Annotated in this window: 19 protein-coding genes and 2 pseudogenes; 8 read left to right on the forward strand and 13 right to left on the reverse strand. The window is 65.3% G+C overall.

The genetic code is table 11. From position 1 onward, the window contains the following. Positions 1–29 precede the first annotated feature (29 nt). Entirely contained in the window at positions 30–1133 is a 1104-nt protein-coding gene (locus tag ACIBW7_RS15860) for an MAB_1171c family putative transporter (RefSeq protein WP_397046944.1), read from the reverse strand. A 246-nt stretch (positions 1134–1379) separates the two neighbouring features. Then, positions 1380–1817 (reverse strand): DoxX family protein, encoded by a 438-nt coding sequence (locus ACIBW7_RS15865; RefSeq protein ID WP_397046945.1) that lies wholly within the window; start codon positions 1815–1817, stop codon positions 1380–1382. Positions 1818–1916: 99 nt separating this feature from the next. On the opposite strand from ACIBW7_RS15865, the gene ACIBW7_RS15870 reads away from it, so the two are divergent. Genes ACIBW7_RS15870 through ACIBW7_RS15880 form a run of 3 tightly spaced genes read left to right on the forward strand, consistent with a single transcriptional unit; the run spans position 1917 to position 3031 of the window. Next, a complete protein-coding gene (locus tag ACIBW7_RS15870; protein ID WP_397046946.1) occupies positions 1917–2486 on the forward strand; it encodes a TetR/AcrR family transcriptional regulator in 570 nt (189 codons plus the stop codon). 37 nt (positions 2487–2523) lie between these two features. After that, positions 2524–2883: a hypothetical protein gene (locus ACIBW7_RS15875; protein WP_397046947.1), complete on the forward strand. Its 360-nt coding sequence runs from the start codon at positions 2524–2526 to the stop codon at positions 2881–2883. After that, positions 2849–3031, forward strand: a complete 183-nt coding sequence (locus ACIBW7_RS15880; protein WP_397047088.1) for a DUF6886 family protein — start codon at positions 2849–2851, stop codon at positions 3029–3031. Before ACIBW7_RS15875 ends, ACIBW7_RS15880 begins: the two co-directional genes overlap by 35 nt. Before the next feature lie 126 nt (positions 3032–3157). Here ACIBW7_RS15880 and ACIBW7_RS15885 read toward each other — a convergent pair. Together ACIBW7_RS15885 and ACIBW7_RS15890 are read right to left on the reverse strand one after the other, a co-directional pair. After that, positions 3158–3220: pseudogene (locus ACIBW7_RS15885) on the reverse strand (hypothetical protein); the annotation flags it as partial. A 145-nt stretch (positions 3221–3365) separates the two neighbouring features. Further along, positions 3366–3878, reverse strand: coding sequence for a TIGR03618 family F420-dependent PPOX class oxidoreductase (locus ACIBW7_RS15890; RefSeq protein WP_397046948.1), 513 nt, complete (start codon positions 3876–3878; stop codon positions 3366–3368). Positions 3879–3936: 58 nt separating this feature from the next. Between ACIBW7_RS15890 and ACIBW7_RS15895 the strand changes: the two genes are divergently transcribed. Both ACIBW7_RS15895 and ACIBW7_RS15900 read left to right on the forward strand, forming a co-directional pair. After that, entirely contained in the window at positions 3937–4368 is a 432-nt protein-coding gene (locus ACIBW7_RS15895) for a winged helix-turn-helix transcriptional regulator (protein WP_387289572.1), read from the forward strand. Then, complete coding sequence (locus ACIBW7_RS15900; protein WP_397046949.1) at positions 4369–4659, forward strand: NmrA family NAD(P)-binding protein; 291 nt, start codon at positions 4369–4371, stop codon at positions 4657–4659. Here ACIBW7_RS15900 and ACIBW7_RS15905 read toward each other — a convergent pair. Further along, positions 4654–5127 carry a nuclear transport factor 2 family protein gene (locus ACIBW7_RS15905; protein WP_397046950.1) on the reverse strand — a complete coding sequence of 158 codons (474 nt, stop codon included), beginning with the start codon at positions 5125–5127 and terminating at the stop codon, positions 4654–4656. The two genes, ACIBW7_RS15900 and ACIBW7_RS15905, sit on opposite strands and share 6 nt — an antisense overlap. 422 nt (positions 5128–5549) lie before the next feature. On the opposite strand from ACIBW7_RS15905, the pseudogene ACIBW7_RS15910 reads away from it, so the two are divergent. The 3 genes and pseudogenes from ACIBW7_RS15910 to ACIBW7_RS15920 all read left to right on the forward strand — a co-directional run. Next, a pseudogene (locus ACIBW7_RS15910) lies at positions 5550–5714 on the forward strand (Scr1 family TA system antitoxin-like transcriptional regulator); the annotation flags it as partial. Then, on the forward strand, positions 5704–5910 hold the full coding sequence (locus ACIBW7_RS15915) for a DUF397 domain-containing protein (RefSeq protein WP_397046951.1): 207 nt from the start codon (positions 5704–5706) through the stop codon (positions 5908–5910). The pseudogene ACIBW7_RS15910 and the gene ACIBW7_RS15915, both read left to right, overlap by 11 nt. Positions 5911–6018: 108 nt before the next feature. Continuing rightward, positions 6019–6234 (forward strand): hypothetical protein, encoded by a 216-nt coding sequence (locus ACIBW7_RS15920; protein ID WP_397046952.1) that lies wholly within the window; start codon positions 6019–6021, stop codon positions 6232–6234. A gap of 98 nt (positions 6235–6332) precedes the next feature. On the opposite strand, the gene idi is transcribed toward ACIBW7_RS15920, so the two are convergent. Genes idi through ACIBW7_RS15960 form a run of 8 tightly spaced genes read right to left on the reverse strand, consistent with a single transcriptional unit; the run spans position 6333 to position 20981 of the window. Further along, on the reverse strand, positions 6333–6929 hold the full coding sequence (gene idi, locus ACIBW7_RS15925; RefSeq protein WP_397046953.1) for an isopentenyl-diphosphate Delta-isomerase: 597 nt from the start codon (positions 6927–6929) through the stop codon (positions 6333–6335). Continuing rightward, on the reverse strand, positions 6926–7945 hold the full coding sequence (locus tag ACIBW7_RS15930; RefSeq protein WP_397046954.1) for a UbiA family prenyltransferase: 1020 nt from the start codon (positions 7943–7945) through the stop codon (positions 6926–6928). Before ACIBW7_RS15930 ends, idi begins: the two co-directional genes overlap by 4 nt. After that, a complete protein-coding gene (locus ACIBW7_RS15935) occupies positions 7945–8757 on the reverse strand; it encodes an SDR family NAD(P)-dependent oxidoreductase (protein WP_397046955.1) in 813 nt (270 codons plus the stop codon). The genes ACIBW7_RS15930 and ACIBW7_RS15935 overlap by 1 nt, the downstream gene beginning before the upstream one ends. Positions 8758–8759: 2 nt before the next feature. Then, positions 8760–9725 carry a DUF1702 family protein gene (locus ACIBW7_RS15940; protein WP_397046956.1) on the reverse strand — a complete coding sequence of 322 codons (966 nt, stop codon included), beginning with the start codon at positions 9723–9725 and terminating at the stop codon, positions 8760–8762. Positions 9726–9762: 37 nt separating this feature from the next. Beyond that, entirely contained in the window at positions 9763–11256 is a 1494-nt protein-coding gene (locus tag ACIBW7_RS15945) for an enediyne biosynthesis protein (RefSeq protein ID WP_397046957.1), read from the reverse strand. Next, on the reverse strand, positions 11253–13220 hold the full coding sequence (locus ACIBW7_RS15950; protein ID WP_397046958.1) for a CRTAC1 family protein: 1968 nt from the start codon (positions 13218–13220) through the stop codon (positions 11253–11255). The genes ACIBW7_RS15945 and ACIBW7_RS15950 overlap by 4 nt, the downstream gene beginning before the upstream one ends. 38 nt (positions 13221–13258) lie before the next feature. Beyond that, a complete protein-coding gene (locus tag ACIBW7_RS15955) occupies positions 13259–14653 on the reverse strand; it encodes an aminotransferase class I/II-fold pyridoxal phosphate-dependent enzyme (RefSeq protein ID WP_397046959.1) in 1395 nt (464 codons plus the stop codon). Positions 14654–14663: 10 nt separating this feature from the next. Next, positions 14664–20981: an SDR family NAD(P)-dependent oxidoreductase gene (locus ACIBW7_RS15960; protein ID WP_397046960.1), complete on the reverse strand. Its 6318-nt coding sequence runs from the start codon at positions 20979–20981 to the stop codon at positions 14664–14666. Between the last annotated feature and the right edge of the window lie 221 nt (positions 20982–21202).

Consider the following 21202-nt stretch of genomic DNA (forward strand, 5'->3'; position numbering starts at 1 on the left):
TCCGTGGTGTGCGGCACCTGGTGCAAACTTCAACGCACCGCCGTCTTCGGCCAGACGCGGGCGAGGCCGAGCAGGTGCCGGAGTTCGGCATCGAAATCGTGCCCGGTCATGGGCAGTCGTGGGCGGGATCCGACGACCGCGGGCCGTTCGCCTGCCTTTCTGGCACGCACGGCGTATGCCAGCCGGTGCGCGTAATCGGTTATCTCCCAGTCCGGTTCGGCCCTGCGCTGCGGTTGCGCGGTCTCGGCGGGGAGGTAGGACCCTAGGTGCAACAGTGCGTCGCGGATCTCGACGGTCATGCGGAACAGTCGGGTGACCGGGTCCGCGCCGTGTCGCGGGTCGGCGGGCAGCACGATCTCCGGTACCGCCGCGGTGAGGTCGCGCCACAGCGGCCGCAGTCGGCGACAGAGTCGACCGTCGCGATCCCAACCGGCCAGCGTGAGCAGCGCGCTGAGCAAAGGGATGGCGAGCAGGGTCACGTTGAGGGTCACGCAGAGCACGAAATCGAGTTCTCCACGCGGCAAATGCGGACCGAGGGCGGGTCGCCCCGTCAGCAACTGCGCGATGGAAAGTGCCTGACTACTCAAGACGAAGCCGCCGCTGATCCCCAGAATCCAGCAGACCACCTGCATCTTGGCGCTGAGGTCGCCCAAGCGCAGCTCGTGGATGCCCGAGAGCAGGAAAACGACCATATTGACCGCAAGCGGTGCGGCATAGGCGATCCCGAAGATCGCCGCGGGCCCGTGTGCGCTCAGATCGACCGGTCGTCCGTTGTCCTGTGCCACTATCCCGGCGAGCAACATAACGACAGTGGCCGCCGCGGCGACGAAACCGCACCGACGCAGCCGCCGCCACACCACTGTCGAATCGGTCTCGGCGAGAATGTATCGGGCTATGACAAACAGGTGCATGGTTGTCATTTCCACGCATCCCAGCGCGAGGACGTAGACCGGACTGGTGACACTCGCCTGGGCGCATCGGTAGCACAGCAGGGCGGCGATGCTCCAGAGCAGATTGCGATTGATGAGCTGATCGATGATCGTGTCCCGCAACAACATCAGCCGACCCAGCGTAATGGCGCCCACGTAGCCGAGCACCAGCCAACCGAGTGTCGCGGGAACCAGTGATGACATCGATATCCTCTCGGCGGCGGCGCAACCGTGCCCGTCGGAGGATACCGCTGCGAACTCGCACGTCATTGCGCTGCGGACCGCTGGCCTCCGCACGCGTCAGGCCGCGCAGCTGTCGCAGGTCGGTATCGAGGGAACTTCGCGGCGCTGCCGATCAGGCCGCAACATACGACACCGGCAACCCGTGAGGCTCTGGCACAACAGACGTCGGCACACCGGAATTCGGTGTGCCGACGCTGGTTTCGGTGATCAGCCGAGCAGGACGAGTGCGCCCGCGCCGAGGAAAATGCCCTGCACGATGGTGCGTAGCGGCAGCGGCATGGTCTTGATACCGATATCCGCCCGTGCCGCACGGATATTCGCGGGGAACATCACGATCAGCAGCAGGATCAGGCCCGCAGCAGCCAGTTTGGCGATGGGCGGGATCAAAAGGCCTACTGCGCCACCGATTTCGAGCAAGCCGGTGAAGGTCACCCAACCCGCCGGATTGGGCAGCCGCGGCGGCACCATGGCGATCAGTGCGCCGCGCTTCGGCTCGACGAAGTGCGCGCTCGACGTGAGGGCGAACATCGCGGCCAGCCCGAGTGCGGCGGCGTGCGGCCAGGAGTCGAGCCAACCGAGGTTGCCGAGCCAGCCGATGAACCGTGCGAGTCCGGCGATGACGATGAGTACAACCAGCGGTGCCATCAGAGTCTCCTGTGGGTCGAGCACCAAATCTTGACAGTGGCTAGATTAGGCCTGAGCGGGAAACTTGTCAATGGCTAGATTTTGGGCGACCATCGAGACATGGCGAAGAGCGGCTATCACCACGGCGATCTGCGGGCCACCATCCTGGCCGCGGCCGCCGACCAGATCGCGACCGACGGTGTCGACGCGGTATCCCTGCGCGGGCTGGCCCGCCGGGCCGATGTCTCGCACGCGGCCCCCGCGCATCACTTCGGTGATCGCGCGGGGCTATTGACCGCACTCGCCATCGAAGGTTTCGACCTGCTCGCTGAGCAGCTGGCCGCGGCCGGACCGGAATTCCGTGAGGTCGCGGTCGCCTACACGCGCTTCGCCCGCGAACATCCCGGCCATTTCGATGTGATGTTCCGGCGCGAACTCCTGCACGCCGCCGACGAGCGCCTGGTCGCCGCCCGCACGGCCGCGGGAGCCGCGCTCCGCTCCGGAGTCTCGGTCATGCAGCCCGACAACACCGTCGAGCAGCAACAAGCCACCCGCCTGGCCGCCTGGTCACTGGTCCACGGCTTCGCGGCACTGTGGCGCGAAGGGGCACTACAGGATTCGGCACTCGGTGACAGCTCCGATCCGGAAACCCTGGCCCGCCGGATGATCGCCACCGTCCACTTCGAATGACCACGGCCCGTTCGCCTTTGGCCGTAAATTCTCTGGCATGGATATCCACGCCTACCCCACCGAGGCGAGCACCCCGGTGGATCTCGCCGAGGCACAACGCCTCGCCGATCACTACCTGTCCACCGAGGACGGCATCAGCAACCTGCTCACCGAATTCGACGCGGGGTTCACCGTCGTCGCCATCTTCGCGCCCCCACCGGGTATCGACCCACACAAACCCCCACTCCCCCCGACCATCGGCGGTTCGGTCTGCGTCATCGACAAACCCACCGGCGCCATCTCCTACTGGCCCACCTACCCCACCCCCGTAGTCGCCGAACAGTACACGCAGGCAATGCAATCCGGCCGCCTGGTCATCGAGGATGGTTGGCCGGAAGACGCCCCCGAGGGCGACTGAGGTGTACCCCGAACCGGGGCAGGTACTGCACTTCTCCGAAGACCCGACGATCGAGCGCTTTGTCCCACGGATCGCGGCGACCGCGCAAGCGTACGTGTGGGCCGTCGACGCTCGGAACGCTGCGAATCGAATCGACCAGACGCTGTAGGCGCGATATCGCATCGCCTGGCTGGGCCGCGGCGACCGGATCGGCGAGACCGGCCAGGCGGCGCAGGTGGCGTTGCTGTCCGGCATCGAGGCGCAATGCCCTGGCCAGCGCATCGACCACCTGTGGACTCGCCGCGATCTTGCGCCCCTGTTCGAGCCAGGTGTACCAAGTGAGGCTCACCCCCGCCATCTCGGCGCGCCTCGATGTCGTGCTCAGTAATCCCGCGAAATCTGTTGTGCCGCAAGCATGATGACGAGCGGCGCGCTAACCGCGCGCCGCCCGGTGTGGGGGAACCGAACCGCCATCGCGAGCACCCACATGCGCTCTCGCCTGGTCAGTGCCCGGCGGCGAGGGTGTCTCCGTATAGCTTGGACACACGAAGCCTGATCACCAGTCGGTTGTCCTCGACCATGTTCGCCAGGAAGGTCGCTTCGTCCTCAGGGTTGTCGAACTCGGGGAACATCGAGAGCATTTCGCGGCCGGTTGCGTCTCCGGGAGTAGTACTGACGGGGGAGATTTCGGCCGCGCCCTCGGCGACCGCGAAAGTGAGCTGGTCAGCGCTGCTCACATAGAGCGCAGCACGCGGATCCCGGGTGAGCTGGCGTACTTTGACGCGATCGGCTGTCGAACCGATCGAGATCATGCGCGTTGCCGGATCCCATCTGTAGGCAACCGTTGACAGATGTGGGTGCCCGTCACGCTTGATCGTTGCCAGCGCCCCCATCCGATTAGCGCCGAGGAATCGCTCCAACCTCTCCGCGGAGAGTCGCGTCGGCGGCGCTCCGCGGCCTGGCTCGTACGAAGTTTCATGGATGTCGGTCACGGGCTGCCCTCCGTAATGGTGCACTATTTGTAACTAAGTGCATGATCTGTCACCATCACGCTCAGCGGAAGGAGGCACTTTCATGTCTCAGGGGCACATTGATGTTCCAGCGCAGGTGGAGGCAATCAGTGTTGGCGAAGCTGCGGGCTCATCCATCGACAAGGCGTGTTCGGTGCTGGAAGTGCTCAACCGGATCAGCGGCAAATGGGCTATCGGCGTCTTGCTGCTGACCACGCAGCGACCGATGCGCTTTACGCATCTCGAGCGCGAAATCAAGGGAGTCAGTCGTCGAATGTTGACGCTAACCCTCCGCAACCTCGAGCGCGACGGCCTATTGGTCCGGACGGTCTATCCAACAGTGCCGCCCAGGACCGAATACGAAGCGACACCGATGGCCCGAGAGCTCTATGAGACCCTGCTGGCGTTGACGGGCTGGGCCGATCGTCACCGACACGAGATCGATTCGGCGCGTCGGGTTTACGACGAGCAGTCGGCATCAACAGGATCACCATGAATGCCGGATGTTGACACCGCCGAACCCGAACTCCGCCAACGAATCCCATCTGGCCTGACGGGCGGCAAGGGACCGGTGCTTGTGATCGGCGCGACCGGTCAGCAAGGTCGGGCGACCACAGCACAACTACTCGAACGCGGTTGGGAAGTACACGCATTCGTGCATGATCTGAAGTCGCCCGCGGCGCACGCATTGCGCGAAAGCGGTGCCGATCTCATCGAAGGGATCTGGACGACAGCACGTCGGTGCGGTCCCATGGACGGCTCGTTCGATACTGCGGGTGGGTTATGAGATGTCGGCCAGGTCGAGAACGGAGTTCGGGTAGGTGATGCCATTGGGGATGGGGGCGTCGGGCTGGTTCATCAGGAGGTCGCATTTGCGGCGGGTGATGACCCAGGAGCCGTTCTGCTGAATCAAGCGGTCTCGGTACAGGGTTCGGGATCGGTTGATGAGGTTCGGTCGATCGCGCATTGTCCACTCGACGAAGCCGTAGCAGGTTCCCCAGATACCGTCGGCGTCCGCACCGACGACGTGATTGGTCATCGCATGCTGGATCCATGTGCAGTCGTCGTGGAAGGGCACGAAGAACTCCAACCAGTGCTCGATCCCCGAGAACGGCATGCCCGGGTACTCCGCGACTACATCGGGGGTGAACAACTCCCGGAAGAGGTCCCAGTCGCGCGTGTCGATCGCACGCGCATATCCGTTCTGCAATCGCATCGCATCGATCGCGACACCGGCCAGCTCGCTGCTCGTCATCTCAGCCTCTCCTGCTACTCCGCTTGCCCCGGCAACAAACCGTATACCCATTTCGACCCTTTGGAGACTATCTATCAGTTTACGGACTTCAGCCAAGCCAATGAACACTGCACGCCCCGAAACGGACTGGATCCGCCCTCGCGCTGGATGTCCGAGTAGTCGCCCGAACAAGATCAGGTGGAATCCATGGCGGCATCGCCCGAGAAACCCCCGCCACCAGTTCCACCTGATCTTGTTTCTTATCCGGCCATATCATTACACTCTTATTGACCAGACTGCGGGTTGAGATAGTGGCGTTCGGATGGAAGCCTCGGGTAGGTGTGGTGTCGCAGAGGTCGACGGACGGCGTCGACGTAATGCTGTGTGTGGTGCTCGCGTACGAAGATCAGCGGTGAGGCAAGGGCAAGCCCGAAGAGCCCAGCCTCGTCTACGTGGAGAGTTTCACCGGGGGCATCTTCCTGGAGCGGCCAGCGGATCTCGACAGGTACCGTGAGGCGTATGAGGTCCTCCGGCGCGAGGCGCTCGATGCCCGACCAAGCCGAGACCTATTACGTGAAGTTGCGAAGGAGTTCGAACGTGGGCGTTGACTTGTCCGGGGCGAAGTGGTTCAAGAGTAGCCACAGTGGCGGGGGCCAGGATTGCGTAGAGGTGGCACATCTGGACAGAGGCCTGGTCGGCGTGCGGGACTCCAAGAACCCGACCGGCCCGGCGCTGGTCTTCACCCCTGGCGAGTGGGAAGCCTTCACTGCTGGCGTCAATGATGGCGAGTTCGATCGGCCATAGGTCATGTCTCACGTCTCTGCCCGCACCACTCGCCTACGAACTGCAGCAACTTGCCAATCCATTTAGGCTGCAAGGCAAATCATTGCCAAGCATAGAGGGTGGGGCACGATGACGAACCTCGTCTTGGTGCTGGCGGTCCTGGACATTGTGTTGATGACGATATTGATCATCATCTACCGCATCCCTCGCCTATCGCGCAGCTTGCAGACCATGCCTGTGGTGCAACGCTATTGGCGTCCGAACTGGCCAGAGCTCAGAGGAATGATCCCGCTGCTGCTCCTCGTCCTGGTGGGTGTGTTGTGGGGGCTCATAAGCCTGCTGTGATCTCGTCGCCGGTCCAGTATCAACGGTGCCTAGCATCGAGAGCGCCGTGGTCGGCGTGCGGGATGTTCCGCAGCTGCGGTCGCGTGTTCAGGTGCGACCTAGCCGAGTGCCCGGTAGCAGGCCTTCGTGCTGTCTGCATCAGTGAAATCGGCTGCACGCGTGGCAATATCGAGGACGCCGCGTAGCCACGGGGTGTAGGAGTCGGGTGTCGCCGAGATGTCCTCGAGCAACTCGGCGGGGTCGACCCAGAGGCATTCGGAGACCTCGGCCGGATCGGGGCGGGGCAGGTCGCCGGATTTGACACCGACCAGCACATGGTCCCATTCGTGCTCCACCTGGTCGCCGCGCGGGTCGGCGGCGCGGTAGCGGTAGATGCCCACCTCGGTCAAGTCCGTGACCGCTAGGTTCAGCTCCTCCATCAGCCGGATCGACGCCGCTGCCAGCACGTCCTGACCGGGTGCGGGATGGCCGCAGCAAGTATTCGAAAGCCGTTGCGGGAAGCGGGTTTTGACTGCGGCGCGACGTTGCAGCATGATCCGTCCGGACGCGTCGTACAGCAATACCGAGAAGGCGCGGTGCAGCTGACCGGGCGCGCGGTGGGCATCGGCCACGGAACGGGCTCCGATTGCGCGGCCGTGCTCATCGACCAGTTCGACGAGCAGAGTCTCACGATCGGAGCGTATCTCGGTGGTCATAATGATCGTTGGCAGAACACGGCGGCCGCGGGCACGATGGCCGCCCAGGCAACGAGCGCGACCATGTATACGAACAGTTTCGCCTGCGATCGGACGAGCGGCATGGCGTCGTCCAGCGGCTTGCCCCAGGTGCCGAACTGGGTCCGGCCCAGGTAGCCGATGACGATCGACACGCCAACGACATACACGATCAATGTCCAGGTAAATCCCACCATGGCGACGACGGACCCCGCCACGAGTGCGGCGCCGACGGTGACCCGCGTCATCGACTCGAACAGCGAGACGCGCAGACCGAGCGCGACCACCGAGGTCCGGAATCCGTGCTCGGTGTCTTCCGGAATGTCTTCGGCGGTGTTCGCGACGAAAACTCCGGTGGTCGTCAGCCCCAAGCCGAGAATGGCGATGAGCGCGGGGATTTCGATCGGTCGGTCGTACAGCCGGAGCACGACCACGCCCGGAAAGACCATGGTCATGATGTAGGTCCATGGGATCTGCCAGAATCCGGCGGCCTTGAAATGCCAAGGTGGCAGCGAATATTCGAGCAGCAACAGGGTTCCGACCGGAATGATCAGCAGCAGATCGGGATGCCCGGTCGCCACGGCGAGGTATACGGCCGCGACGCCGATGCCCGCGGTGGTGAGGTAGATCTGCCGGGCCACGAATCGCACGCCGAGATCTCGAACCATGCGGGAGAACTTGGATTTGTATTCGACGTCCACCCAGCGATCGGCCAGGCAATTGGCGACGTGCAACAGTTGAATCGCGGCGGCCAGCATTACCGCGGCCACGATCATCGGCGCCGACCAGATCTCGGCGCCGGTGTGCGCGCTGAACAGGACATCGGCCGCCATGACCGCAGCGGACATCGGCGCGATTTCGGGGCGGGTCAGCCACATCGCGTAGTTGATCTTCGTGCGCAGCGGTAGCGGACGCCCCTCCTCGCCGGGGCCCGCGGTGAAGATGCGGCGTAATTGTGCACGCAACGAGGCTTCCCCGCCGCTGACTGTGGTGGACATCAGGTCTGCTCCTGCTGCGCATGTCGACGTGCTCGGGCAATACTGCGGCGGAAGAACGGCCGGGACAGGTCCTCCGGGAGATTGGCCCATCGCATGAAAAAGGTGGTCAGCGGATCCAGCGTGATGTGATGGCGGCCCCGCTCCATCCCACGCACCGCCGCTTCGCCGACCTTCTCGGCGGGCATCGGCTTGATCGAACCGGTAATGGCCTTGGTCTCGGCCGGTTTGCGCAGGTTCTCCCTGGCGAGTCCGGGAGTGTCGGTGTCGGCGGGGTACAGCACGGATACCGTCACCCCGGCGGGCTCGACTTCGTAGCGCAGGCACAGCCCGAGCTGGCGGACGCTCGCCTTGGTCGGCCCGTAGCTCGAATATCCGGGGATGCCGAGGAAGGCCGCCGTCGAACTGGTCAGCAGGACACGCCCTTCGCCACGCTCGACCATTCCGGGCAGTACACATCGAATGGCATTGACCGAGCCGAGATAGTTCGCATCGCTCTGGATGCCGAATTCATCGCTGTCGATATCGAGGAACAGTCCAGGCAGGGTGAGCCCCGCGCAGCAGGCAATCACCGCGCAGGCTCCGTTGCGTTCCTCCAATTCCTGCACGGCGACCGCCAGCCCCGTTCGGTCGGTGACATCGGCGGTGCGCCAGTCGGCCCCGATCCGCTCGGCGGTGGCGCGCAATGGCGCCTCCCGCCGAGCGATGACCGAGACGCGCGCGCCGCGTACGGCGAACGCGGCGGCCACGGCGGCGCCGATGCCATCGGAGCCGCCGGTGACGATCACATGCTTATCCGTCCAGCGCACAGTCATTTTCAGTTCCCGCCGGGTACGGCGAGCTCACCGAGACGGTCGCGCCAGGCGTGATAACTGGTGGCCGTGCCGTCCTCCGGTATGCCGACGAACGCCTTATCGATCAAGGCCGCGGCCTCGTCGATGGTGCGGCCGGTATAGGTCCGCACCGCGACCTCGGTGTGCAGGGTCGCGCTGTCGGCCTGCTGCCGGATCTTCGCGACCATGGTCGATCCCGCCGCCAACTGCTGGTGGAACTGCGGCACCAGGGACCGGATCGCTTCCAGGTCGGCGACTTCCACACCACCGGCGAAGGTGGTCGCGATGCCGATGCCGTTCCACAGGTCGGCATGTCTGCTCGGGTCGAACTCCGCGATCCGCGATGCCACACCGTCGACCGATCCGCCGCCGATGAACCAGAGTGCGCGCCCGATGCCCTGATCAGCAGCCCGTTTCAACGGTGCGGTATCCCCCATCCAGGACGGGTACCGCTCGTCGACGTGCTGGCGGTCGATGTATTTCCCGGTGCGGAAGAAGGCGTTGTAGAAGCCGTATCCGTCGATCGCGAGCCAGCGGTACACCGGATGCTTCGGAAAGACCTTCTTCCAAATCGGTTTCGGAATCTTGCCCATCGCCAGACCGACGCCGACATACATGGTCAGATCGTGTTTGGCCGCGGGGCCGGTGAACAGGTCCGCGGCGCGATGGCTGAACGGGGTGATCGAATCGACAGCGGCCAGACCCGTTGCGGCGCCTTCGAATGCGAAGCCCTGGTACTGCTCGGGCAGCTGTTGGATCTGCTCGACCAGCTCCGCGTTGTTCTTACTGCATACGGCGACGTGGATGCTGGTGGACAGGTGGGTGGCGACCCGCTCGAGTTCGGCGGCGGTCGCCGGGCTCGGTGTCGCGAAGCCGGGGCGCTTCAGCGGTTCCTGCTCGATATTGGTGCCGAGCAGGGTAGAGCGAAGTGGTCCGATCAGTGATGGCATATGACCTTCGATTCTGTTGCAGCGGTGTTGGTTTCGGCTATGAGGACCGCGCCGGTTCCTTCTCCGGTTCGACTTCCACCGGATCGCCGGACTCGACCACCGCTGGATCGTCCGACTCAACCGCCACCGATTCGCCCGACTCAGCTACCGCCGGCTCATCCGACTCAGATACCACTGGCTCGCCCGACTCAACCACCGCCGGATCGCCCGACTCGACCGCCACCGGATCGCCGGACTCGACTGCCACCAGCTCTCCCGACTCAGCTGCCACCGGCTCGCCAGACTCAACCGCCACCGGATCGCCCGACTCAACCGCCACCGGATCGCCCGACTCAACCGCCACCGGATCGCCGGACTCGACTGCCACCAGCTCTCCCGACTCAGCTGCCACCGGCTCTGCGGACTCGACCGCCACCGGCTGTGCCACCGGCTCATCCGACTCAGCTACCACCGGCTCGCCCGGCTCAACCGCCGCCAGTTCATCCGGCTCCGGTGCCGTCTCCTGGACGTCCACCACCACGACGGTCGCGCGATTGGCCAGCCACTCCCGAATATTCCGGCTCCACCAGAACAGTCCGCGACTCGCGCAGACGATCACCAGCGCGAAGAACAAGCCGAACGAGACGTGCAGGGCCATCAGCACGCCGTACATCAGACCGACCGAGGCGCCGAAGATGATCTGATCGCGCTTGGCGAACGGCGTCGTCGCCGGGTCGGTGATCATGTAGTTGGTGTAGAGCACGAAGGCGATACCGGTCATCGGCAGCAGCGCCGCGATGATCGAGATGTTGCTGTCCAGCAGGCCACGCACCACCGCCTGCAGCACATACGCACCGAGCCAGGCCATGATCAGCGGCGTCTTCTTGGTCAGCTTGGCGTTGAGCATGGTGCCCGCGCCGAGCAGACCGAGCACGATCAGCGCATCGGCCGGACCCGAGACGTTCTCGACGAAGTGATACGGACCGACCACGGCGATCGTCGGGAAGACCAGCAGCGCGACCACGATCCCGAAGTTCGACGGGTTCATGAAGTGCTTGACCTTGCCGTTGACCTTGGCCCGCAGTACCCATTTCGTGCCGACCGCGACCGTAATGCCGAACATGATCGGCAGGAATTGATCTGCCGCGTACATCAGGAAGTTGAAGGCCACACCGGTGATGTGCGCGGGCAGCAGGAACACGATCAGCCCGCGAAGCCCGTTGCCCCGGTAGCCCGCCGGGCGGCGATAGGCCCATGCCGCCAGCGTTTCCAGGATCATCTCCACCGCATACGCGGTACCCGCACTGAGGAACGGCCACAGCCACGGCTGCTCGAATCCGAGCCACAGGAAGCCCAGAATATTGAAGATCGTCAGCGACGCCGCGAAGTTGCGCAGCGCGAGGTAGCGCGGATCACGTCCTTCGATATTGACGCCCAACCACTTTCGCCGCCAGGTCTGCGCCGGTGCCGGCTCGGGCTCGGCCGAGGAGCCGTTGGGGCTTTCGACGACGAGTGTTCCGTTCGAATGTGTGCCGTTTCCTTGAACACTCACTGGTGCACCTCCCGGGCATCGGAGTCGAGTACGAGGGTGTGTTGCCCCGGTTTCAGCTGCAACTGCTGGGTGTGCACGGCGCCGTGGTTATCGCGCCACGCGAGTTGTACCGACAACGCGGTAGTGGGATCGATATCGCCGAGTCCGACGTGGATATCGGTGGACCGCTTACCCGCGTGCCCACTGCCGCCGTCGACCTGTGCCACATGGGTTTTGCCGTCCGGCATCGTCACGGTGATTTCGGCGCCGAGGGCCGGAGACCCGAGCACTGGCTTGCCCGCGACCGTTGTCTCGCCGGCGGCAGCGGTGGTCGGTGGGGTCAACAGGCGCAGGCCGAGGTACTGCCCGGGATGCGGGGCGTCGTTGCGGTAGAAGACCGGTGCCTCCCACTGCCTGGCGACCGCGAAGCCGAGGTTGCCGGTTCCGGTCGAGTCACCGACCGCGATGCCGCGGGTGGGTGTCGCCGCGAAGGTGTCCAGGGCGGGCGAGATATTGGTGAACTTGCCGCCGTCGTCCTGGGCGAAGAAGCCGATCCGGTTATTGCCCGCCAGGTCCGATTCCTCGGTGAACTTCGGCCAGGCCCACGGGTATTTGCTGAAATCGTCGTTCATCGTGGCCATTTCCTGCACCTGCGGCCAGCGCGTGCTCGAACCCTTGAACATGCCGTTGGTCTGCACGATCTGCGGTCGGCCGCTGTTGTCGAAATCGGCGACCTTGGTATCCCAGCACCAGCCGTCCCAGGCGATGCCCTTCTCCACGGCGCGGTTCTCGAACGGGGCGATACCCGACTCCAGTTGCGCCGCAGCATGTTTCGGATCAGCTGCGGTGTTGTAGAAGGCTAGGTTGGCTTCGACGATGCCCCAGCGCTGCGCGATATTGCTGACGAACAGATCGGGCATGCCGTTGCCGTCGAGATCGGCGAAGTCCGCGCCCATGCCCTTGAACGAATCATGGCCGAGCACAAAGGACTTCGGATCGGTCGGGCCGCGCTCACCTTCGGCCAGGCCGAAGCTGATGTGCCCCGGCGTCGACTTGTTCACGAACAGGCGATCCGGGCCCATATCGTTGGCCACATACAGCTCGGGTAGTTGATCGCCGGTGAGGTCCTGGGTTGCCGATGCCAGCGTCCAGCCGTTCGCCTTCCCCTCCGGGAGCGCATCGACCACCTCGCGGTAAACCGCGGTCGGTTCGGCGCCGCCGGTGCTCTGCTGGAAGGTGAGGATGCGGTCGGTCCCGGCATTGGTCGCTTTGGAGAACGATTCGTTCAGGGTCAGGCTGTGCTGACCGTCCGGACCGATGAAATCGCTGTCCGGGAAATAGTTTCCGAGGTAGACGTCCGGATTGCCGTCACCGTCGAAGTCGGCGACGGAGGCGGCCAGGGTGAACCAGCGCGCGCCCTGATAGCTGCCGTCCTTGGTGGCAGGCGGCTCCACCATTTCCACCGGCCGGAATGCCTTGTTGTCCAGATGCTTGGCGCCCGCGCGCGGCAGGTACAGGATGGGGGTGCGTCCGCCGTAGTACACCATCAGACCGATGCGGCCCGAATGGTCGAAATCGCCAGGGACACAGCCGGTCGGGGCCATCCGGTCGTCGGTCGGCAGCGGAGCCGGGTCCAGTACGAACGGTGCGTAGCGGCTGGTGTCGCTGTCCGGCGTCGGCGTCACGATCACCGTATCGGATCGGGAATCGACCAGGCACAGATCATCGGCACGGCCGTTACCGTCGATATCGTTGATCGCCGCCGCGGAGTTGACCGAGGACATCCAGGCGACGACGTGCTCGTACCGTGGCTCGATATGCCGGATCTTGTGCTCGGGCAAGCCGGGTGGCAGCGCGATCGGCATCTCCGTGAAATGGAACCGGCTCGCCAGCGGACTGTTCGGATCGGTCTCGACCGGGGCGATCATGGCCGAGTGGGCCGGTACGAACAGCACCGCCATCAGCGTCAATGATGCCAATGGCACCAACGCTTTTCGCAACAGAGAAGAACTGACCGGCAATTTCACGAGTGGTGACTCTCTTCCGTGGTGAGACCGTCGAACACCGACCGCAGGGTGTCCAACGCGTGATCGAGCTGCGCCTCGGTATGCCGGCAGTTGATGAAGAACCGCAAGCGCGCCTCGCCCTCGGGGACCACCGGATGCCCGATGGCATTGGCCATCACATTGCGCTCCAGCAGTTCCATCGAGGCGCGCACCGCGGGTTCGTTCGCGCCGGTGATGATCGGGGTGATCGGTGTGGCCTGGCCGTTACCGGTGTCGAAGCCGAGTTCGCGGGCCCGGCGATGGAAGTACTCGGCGTTGTGCCGCAGTGCCGCGACGCGTTGCGGCTCGTCGTGCAGCACGGCCAGACCCTCCAGTGCGGCCGCCGCCGCGGACGGCGCGGGTGAGGCCGTGTACATGCTCAGACCAGCGGCGGAGTATTTGAACCCTTCGACGAGTTCGCGATTGGCCGCCAGGTATCCGCCGACGCTGCCGAGCGCCTTCGACAGCGTGCCCATCCAGACATCGACGGCATCGCCGGGCAGATCGAACAGCTCACGCGCGCCGAGCCCGCGCGCACCGAGGACACCGAACGAATGCGCTTCGTCGATCATGATCGAGCAGTCGTATTTCCTTGCCACCTCGATGATTTCGGGCAGCCGGACCACATCGCCGTCCATGCTGTACACACCCTCGATCAGCACGAGGGCCCGATCGAAGCTGCGCCGTGACATAGCCAGAATCGCGTCCAGCGATTCGGGATCATTGTGCCGGAAGGTGACTCGTTTGCAGCCCGCCCATTCGGTGCCGGACACGATGCTGTTGTGGATCAGCGAGTCGCAGACCGCAATATCGCGCTTCCCGAGCAGGAAGGCGACCGCCGCCGCATTGGTGAGGAAGCCGCTGGCCGTCACGATGGCGGCCTCGGTGTCGTAGATTCGCGCGAGCTCACGTTCCAACTCCCCGTAGAGCGGTAGCTCCCCCGCGACCATCCGGACCGCGGCCGCGGACGTCCCGTAGCGGCCGATCGCGGCAATGGCGGCGGCATGCACGCGCGGCTCGGCGGCCAGATCCAGATAGCCGAAACTGCTGAAGTTCAGCATGTCCCGGTCCGCGAAGCTGGTCACCGCACCGCTGATGCCGTCGTGCGGCAGGTAGTAGGGATTGAGCACACCGGCCTCGCGCGTCCAGGCGTCGAAGGCGGCGAACTTCTCGTTGGCCTCGAGCACGCCTGGATGATCGCGGAAAGAGGTCTGCATGCTCGGGCCGTGAGCGGTCCGCACATCGGCCGCGCCGCGTTCGGGTCCCGGCGCCGTCGCGGTGCCGGCACGTTTGGTACTGGCACCATTGCCCGCATCGTGCTTGGCCATCAGGGCACGGGCGAGCGCACGGGGATCGATGCTCTCAGTTGTCATGCAGTAGTCCTCACGCTGCTGTCGTTCCGGTACTTGCTTCTTCGTGCGCGATCTGAGCGGCGATCTTGACGCCGAGGCCCGCCAGCGAGAGTCCGGCCCCGATCGAGAGGACCGACATCTTGACGCCGAGGCTTTTCACGACGCGTGCACCGAATTCCATGGCCATCAGCGAATCCAGCCCCAATTCCATGGTCGGAGTCGCCAGATCCACGGTCTCCGCGTCGACGCCGAGAACGACCGCGAGTTGTTCGGCGAGCAGGCAGGCGACGACCTCGCCGCGGAATTCCGGGTCCAGCGCCAGGATTTCGGCGCGCAGCGCGCTCGTGCCCGCCGCCCCACCGCCCGCGGCGGTGACCAATTCGACGAACCGTGGCGCGCGCGCCGACGAGCGATGCGCGAGTGCCCATTGCGCCCAGTCGATATCGAGCAGGGCCAGCTGGGTGATGTCGAAACGCAGACATTCCCGCAGCAGCAGGGTCGCGAAATCCATATCCAGCGAGCCGTATCCGGTCATCTCGGCATAACGGGATACCGCCCGGGAGTCGGCCATACCGCCGTCCCCGCGCATGAATCCCCAGTCCACCGACAGTGCGGGCCTGCCCTGTGCACGCCGGGCCCAGGCGAGTGCGTCGAGCGCGGAATTGGCTGACGCATAACCCAATTGGGGCGAGAGCCCGGCGATGCCGCTAGCCGAGGAGTAGAGCACGAACAGGTCGAGCTCGACGTCCGCGGCGGTGGTGGCCCGATCGAGATTGGTCGCGCCGATCACCTTCGGATCGAAGATCTCGCGCAGCGATTCGGCGGTGACCTCGGGAATCTCGGTGTTGTTGACCACACCCGCGGCATGGATGACACCGCGCAGCGGTGCACGGCCGGCCTGGATGCACGCGACGAGATCGGCGACCGCGTCGTAGTCGGCGACATCGACGCGTTCCTCGCGCACGTCGACACCCTCGTTCGCGAACCGCGCCAACTGTTCTCGCGCCGCATCGGTGGATGCGCCACTGCGACCGACGAGCACCAGGTGACGCACTCCGGCGCGCACCAGCTGACGTGCGGTGGCCAGACCGAAGGCTCCGAAGCCGCCGGTCACCAGATAGCTTGCGGTGGGGTCGAATTCGAATTCGCGCGGGATGTGGCGCACCGCCGGATGTTCTTCGCGCAGATCGAGCACGACCCGGCCGATCTGGGCGGAGCGCGCCACCGTTTCGAATGCCGCGGTCAGCTGGTCGAGTGCGAACGGCGTGTTCGGCAACGCGGTGTACTCGCCGTGGAACATCGCGTCCACTACACGCCGGGCCGCCCGGCGGACCTGCTCGGGTCGCCGGGCCAGGATGCGGTCGATATCGACGGCGAAGAATGCCAGATTTCGGTCGAATGGGCGCAGGTCGATGGTGCCCGAGCCGTAGATGTCGGCCTTGCCGATATCCACGATGCGGCCGAATTCGCCCGCGACCCGGAAGTTCTGCTGCAAGATCTCGCCGGGCGCGGAACTGTAGACGACATCGACGCCCGCACCGTCGGTCAAGCGCAGCACCTCGTCGACGAAGCCGATCGACCGGGAACCGAGCACCTCGTGCGCGCCGAGCGCCCGCACCTGGGCGCGCCGCTCCTCGGTACCGGCGGTGGCGATCACTCGTGCCCCCATCCGCAGCGCGACCTGGACGGCGGCCATGCCCATGCCGCCCGCCGCGCCGTGGATCAGCACCGTTTCGCCCGGCTGCACCCGAGCCAGTTCGCCGAGCGCGATTTCTGCGGTGAACAGCGGCATTACCGAGGTGCAGTGCAGCGGATCGAAGGTGCCGGGCGGGAAAATGTCCATCCGGGTGGTCGCACCGGTGTCCGGCCGGATCGTCACGTAGCGCTGCACGATTCCCGGTGCCACGACCGAAATCTCGTCTCCCGGTGCGATATCGGTGATATTGCTGCCGACCCTGGTCACGACGCCATAGCCGTCCATGCCGATATCGGTGCCGAAAAATGTCCCCTCCAGCTCTTTTTCGGTGAGCACGCCCAGCACCTTGAGGGTGTCCTTGTAGTTCAGGCCGACCGCCTGCATTCGGATCTCGACCTCGTCCGGTTCCGGCGCGACCCGATCGCAGGTGCGCAGTGCGAGTTCCGGCAGCAGTCGCGAGCGTGGGATATCGAGCCGGAAGGACTGTTCGGGATCGGTGAGCGGCCGTGGCACATCCCATCCGGCCAGCCGGTCGGTGAGGGTCTGCCGCCAGCGGATCGTCCAGCGCGCGCTCGCCCGCAGCGCCACCTCGTCGATGGTGGTGTCGGTGTAGATCTGCTCGAGGATGTCCGCCGCCGCGGAGGCGGGTTCGGTATCCACCAGCCGCCACTGTCCGGCGGGAAGTTCGTTGAGCAGTTCGCGACGCGCCCCGCTCAGTACCGAATGCTCGAGCCGGGCGAACCGGTCGATCGGCAGGCACAACCCATGTTCGGTGACCACGACGGCGTGGATTACGAGGGGCAGCTCGTCGGACAGCAGGGCCTTGATCGCCTGGGCGACCTGTGCGAGCCCGTACACATTGCGCATGCCGTCGAGTTCGGACCCGGCTACGACAACGAGCCGCAGGCGCTCGACCTCGGGCCGGGAATGAGCGACACGCAGCAGGTCGAGCAGTTGTTCACTGTCGGCCGCCGAGGCATGCTCGCCCACCGTCACCACTTCGGCCCGGATCCGCGCATTGGCGATTTCCTTGGCCCGCTGGGAGATTTCCGCGCCGAGGTTGACGACGAGCAGGAACTCCTCGTCACCGGGCAGGTCTTGCATCGCCGGTTCCGCGGAGTCCCTCACGATCTCCCACACCGGCTCGTAGAACAGCCCGTCGAGTTGCTCGGAGAGCGCCGGCGGCGGTGTGAGGGCGCGGAACTGCACCCCCGACATGGTCAGTGCGACATCGCCGCTCGCGGACGCGATGCGGATATCGGCGCGCAACGGATTACCGGGTACGCGGGTGAGGACCACGACCGGATCGACCGGCATCGGTCCGGTCCAACGGATCCCGGCAATCGCGGCAGGCACGACCACCTCGGCATCGGTGCCGGAATTCGGCTGTGTCGCAGCCGTTCTCGCGTGCAGCGCGGCGAAGCACTGTAGGGCTGAATCAACTATCGCCGGGTGGGCGAGATGCCGCTGCCCGATTGTTGCGGACGAATCGAGGTGTGCGACAACGCTATCCGCGCCGACCCAGACCTGATTCAGCAGCCGGAAGGCCGGGCCGTAGCGGAGTCCGTGCTCGGCCATGCTCTCGTAGAGTTCCTCGACCGCGACCTCCGCCGAGTGCGCGGCCGGCGCGATGTCGACGGTGGTGGCGTCGGTGTCCGCCTCGATGAGACGGCCGTGTGCATTGAGTGCCCATACCCCACCACCTGCGGGCCGGGACTGGATGGTGAACCGGTGGGTGCTCTCTTCCACGCCGATGCGGACGACGGGCACATCGTGCTCGTCGACAACCAGCGGGCTGATGAATTCGACGGATTCGAGCCCGAAGGTATCCCGGCCGGTGCGTAGTGCGATGGCGCTCATAGCGGCGTCCAGGTAGGCCGCACCCGGCAGCACCACGGCACCGGCCACCACGTGATCGCGCAGCCACGGCAGGTTCGAAACCGACAGTTGGACTTCCCATTCCGTGGCCACCGACGTGGTGCGATCGCCGAGCATCGCGAATCCGTTCGGGGTGCCGATCCGATCCAGCTCCGTTTCCGGCTCCTGGGTCCACACGAACCGGCGCTGCCACGGATAGTCCGGCAGGTCGACGTGCCCGGCACCCGGATCGACCGCGCCGGGCAGGCGGTCACCGTCCAAAGAACCCGCCCGGTACAACTCGCCGATCGCGGTCAGTATGTTCGCGCTGTCATCGCCGCCGCGCGTCAGCGTGCTGATGGCAGCACCGGTAATGCCTTGCTGCACCAGGATTTCCCGAATACTGCCGCCCAGCACCGGGTGCGGGCCGACTTCCAGGAAGACCCGATGCCCGGCATCGAGCAACTCGCCGACCGCGTCCGCGAACCGGACCTGATCGCGGACATTGCGGGCCCAGTACTCCGGACCCCAATCCTGGTGCGTCGCTTGCGTACCGGTGACCGTCGAGTAGGCGGGAACGGTGGGATCCCCCGGTGCGATCGTCGCCAGTGCGGCACGCAGATCATCGAGGATCGGGTCCATCAGATGGCTGTGGTACGGGACTTCGACACGCAGCGCCTTGGCGAAAACGCCGTCGGCGGTGAGATGTTCGCCGAGGTCCGCGAGTACCTGACTGTCCCCGGCCAAGGTGAGCGCCGACGGGCTGTTCACCGCGGCCACGCACACGCCGTCGAGGTCCGACAGCAGTTCGCGCGCCTCGGCCTCGGTCAACCCGACCGCCAGCATGCCGCCGGTCCCCGCCGTGGTGGCCTGCAAGCGGGACCGGTGATAACTGACCGCAACGGCCTCGGTCAGCGACAGCGCACCGGATACGTACGCCGCGGTCACCTCGCCGACACTGTGTCCCATCGTGACGGCGGGTCGAATGCCGAACTCCGCGAGTTCCGCCGTCAGCGCGGCCTGGAGCAGGAAGTTCGCCGGTTGTGCGATCTCGGTGCGCGCGATCCGGGAGTCCGCCTCGTCGCGGCCCATCTCCGCGAGGATCGACCAGCCCGCGAGTTCGGTGAATTCCCTATCGATTTCGCGTGCCAGTTCGGCGGCCGGGCCTTCGCCCACGAGCAGGCCGCGGCCCATAGCCCACCACTGCGGCCCCATCCCGCTGAAGACGAATACCGGATCGGTGTGGCCTTCCGCGATGGCGCGAGTGGGGGGTCGACCACCACCGGCGGCGAATTCCGCCAGTTGGGAACGCAATTCGCCGGCATCGCCGTAGCGGAAGGCGGCTCGCAACGGGTGATGCGCGCGGCGCACCCAGGCTGCCTCGGTCAGGGTGCCGAGCGGTTCGGTGTCGGCCGCAGCCAACAGCCCTGCGGCGAGCGTGCGCAGTGCCGGTTCGCTGCGCGCCGATAGCGGCAAGATCGGCAGCCGCATTGTCGTTGTGCCGGAAGGAGTTTCGACGGCAGCAGGAGCAGGGCCGATGAGCGCATGCGCGTTGGTGCCGCCGTAGCCGAAGCTGTTGACCGCCACCAGCGGCCGGACCAGAGGTTCGGCTGCCATCGGCACCCGCAGCCGCAGTTCGTCGAACGGGATCTCGGGATTGAGCTGGTCCAGCCGGGCCTGCGGCGCGATCGTCCGATGGTGAACGGTCAACGCGGCCTTGATGACTCCGGCCACGCCTGCCGCGGCCTCGGTGTGACCGATATTGTTCTTGACCGATCCGACCGGCAGCGGCTCGGTCCGGCCGTCGATTGCGCCGTACACCTTGCCGAGGGCCGTCAGCTCCGCCGGATCGCCGACCGGTGTCCCGGTGCCGTGCGCCTCGACGTAACCGATCTCATGCGGTGCGATGCCCGCGCTGGTGTGCACGCGCCGGGCAAGTTCCTCCTGTGCGACGGGATTCGGCACCGGAATGGCCAAGGTGCGGCCGTCCTGGTTCACGCCGCTCCCGCGGACCACCGCATAGATGCGGTCACCGTCGCGTACCGCGGCCTCGAGCGGCTTGAGGATCACCACACCCGCGCCCTCACCACGGCCGTAGCCGTCGGCGGCGGCGTCGAACGATTTGCAGCGACCGTCGACGGACAGGAATCGCCCCTTGCACATGGAGATGAAGGTTTCCGGCTGCAGCATCGCATTGGCGCCGCCGACGATGGCGGAGCTGCATTCGCCGAGCGCCAGTGATCGGACGGCCTGATGCAGTGCCACCAGCGACGACGAGCAGGCGGTGTCGATGGTCATGGTCGGGCCGTGCAGGTCGAGCAGAAAGGCGATGCGCGCCGAGAGCAGGGTGTGCGACGAGCTCGTCGGGGTGTGGCTGTTGATCGCGGAGCGGACCACGTTGCGGCCCACCGCATTGTCGTTCATGAAGCCGCCGACGAAGACGCCGATATCGCGACCCGCGATGCGTCCGGCCATTCCGCTATCGTCGAGTGCCTCCCACGCGACCTCGAGCAGCAACCGTTGCTGCGGATCCATGATCGAGGCCTCGCGCTGGGAGATGCCGAAGAATTCGGCGTCGAACTCCCACAGCGACTGGGTCAGGAATCCGCCACTGCGGGTGTACATCCGGCCGGGCGCGTCCGGATCCGGATCGTAGAACTTGTCGAGGCTCCAGCGATCCGGCGGCACCTCGACGATGCCGTCGCCCTTGCGGATCAGAAAATCCCAAAAGGCGCCCGGTCCGTCGATTCCACCGGGAAATCGACAGCCGATACCGACGATTGCTGCATCGGACATTGCGCAGTCCTCGATTTCTACCCTGAGCATTGAACGGTAGGCAGCATACTTTCGATATTCAGTCGGCAGCGCAAAATGGCTGAAACCTGTTGCAACGAGCCCGGATCGGGGTCCACATAGTGAAATTACAGTGTTATCGGACAGGCCATGACATTGTTATCGCCGAGGCTGACACTGTTTATAGGTCGGCACACCGCACAGCGGTCTCAAAGAATAACAAT

It is taken from the genome of Nocardia sp. NPDC049526 (assembly GCF_044465765.1).
Lineage (GTDB): Bacteria > Actinomycetota > Actinomycetes > Mycobacteriales > Mycobacteriaceae > Nocardia.

Bases quoted from the DNA above. Each gene is read 5' to 3' on its own strand.
- ACIBW7_RS15955 (WP_397046959.1), bottom strand. From the start codon at position 14,653: ATGACAACTGAGAGCATCGATCCCCGTGCGCTCGCCCGTGCCCTGATG.
- idi (WP_397046953.1), bottom strand. From the start codon at position 6,929: ATGACCACCGAGATACGCTCCGATCGTGAGACTCTGCTCGTCGAACTG.
- ACIBW7_RS15900 (WP_397046949.1), top strand. From the start codon at position 4,369: ATGCCGGATGTTGACACCGCCGAACCCGAACTCCGCCAACGAATCCCA.
- ACIBW7_RS15960 (WP_397046960.1), bottom strand. From the start codon at position 20,981: ATGTCCGATGCAGCAATCGTCGGTATCGGCTGTCGATTTCCCGGTGGA.
- ACIBW7_RS15870 (WP_397046946.1), top strand. From the start codon at position 1,917: ATGGCGAAGAGCGGCTATCACCACGGCGATCTGCGGGCCACCATCCTG.
- ACIBW7_RS15935 (WP_397046955.1), bottom strand. From the start codon at position 8,757: ATGACTGTGCGCTGGACGGATAAGCATGTGATCGTCACCGGCGGCTCC.
- ACIBW7_RS15865 (WP_397046945.1), bottom strand. From the start codon at position 1,817: ATGGCACCGCTGGTTGTACTCATCGTCATCGCCGGACTCGCACGGTTC.
- ACIBW7_RS15880 (WP_397047088.1), top strand. From the start codon at position 2,849: ATGGTTGGCCGGAAGACGCCCCCGAGGGCGACTGAGGTGTACCCCGAA.
- ACIBW7_RS15930 (WP_397046954.1), bottom strand. From the start codon at position 7,945: ATGTCCACCACAGTCAGCGGCGGGGAAGCCTCGTTGCGTGCACAATTA.
- ACIBW7_RS15860 (WP_397046944.1), bottom strand. From the start codon at position 1,133: ATGTCATCACTGGTTCCCGCGACACTCGGTTGGCTGGTGCTCGGCTAC.
- ACIBW7_RS15875 (WP_397046947.1), top strand. From the start codon at position 2,524: ATGGATATCCACGCCTACCCCACCGAGGCGAGCACCCCGGTGGATCTC.
- ACIBW7_RS15940 (WP_397046956.1), bottom strand. From the start codon at position 9,725: ATGCCATCACTGATCGGACCACTTCGCTCTACCCTGCTCGGCACCAAT.
- ACIBW7_RS15905 (WP_397046950.1), bottom strand. From the start codon at position 5,127: ATGACGAGCAGCGAGCTGGCCGGTGTCGCGATCGATGCGATGCGATTG.
- ACIBW7_RS15895 (WP_387289572.1), top strand. From the start codon at position 3,937: ATGTCTCAGGGGCACATTGATGTTCCAGCGCAGGTGGAGGCAATCAGT.
- ACIBW7_RS15920 (WP_397046952.1), top strand. From the start codon at position 6,019: ATGACGAACCTCGTCTTGGTGCTGGCGGTCCTGGACATTGTGTTGATG.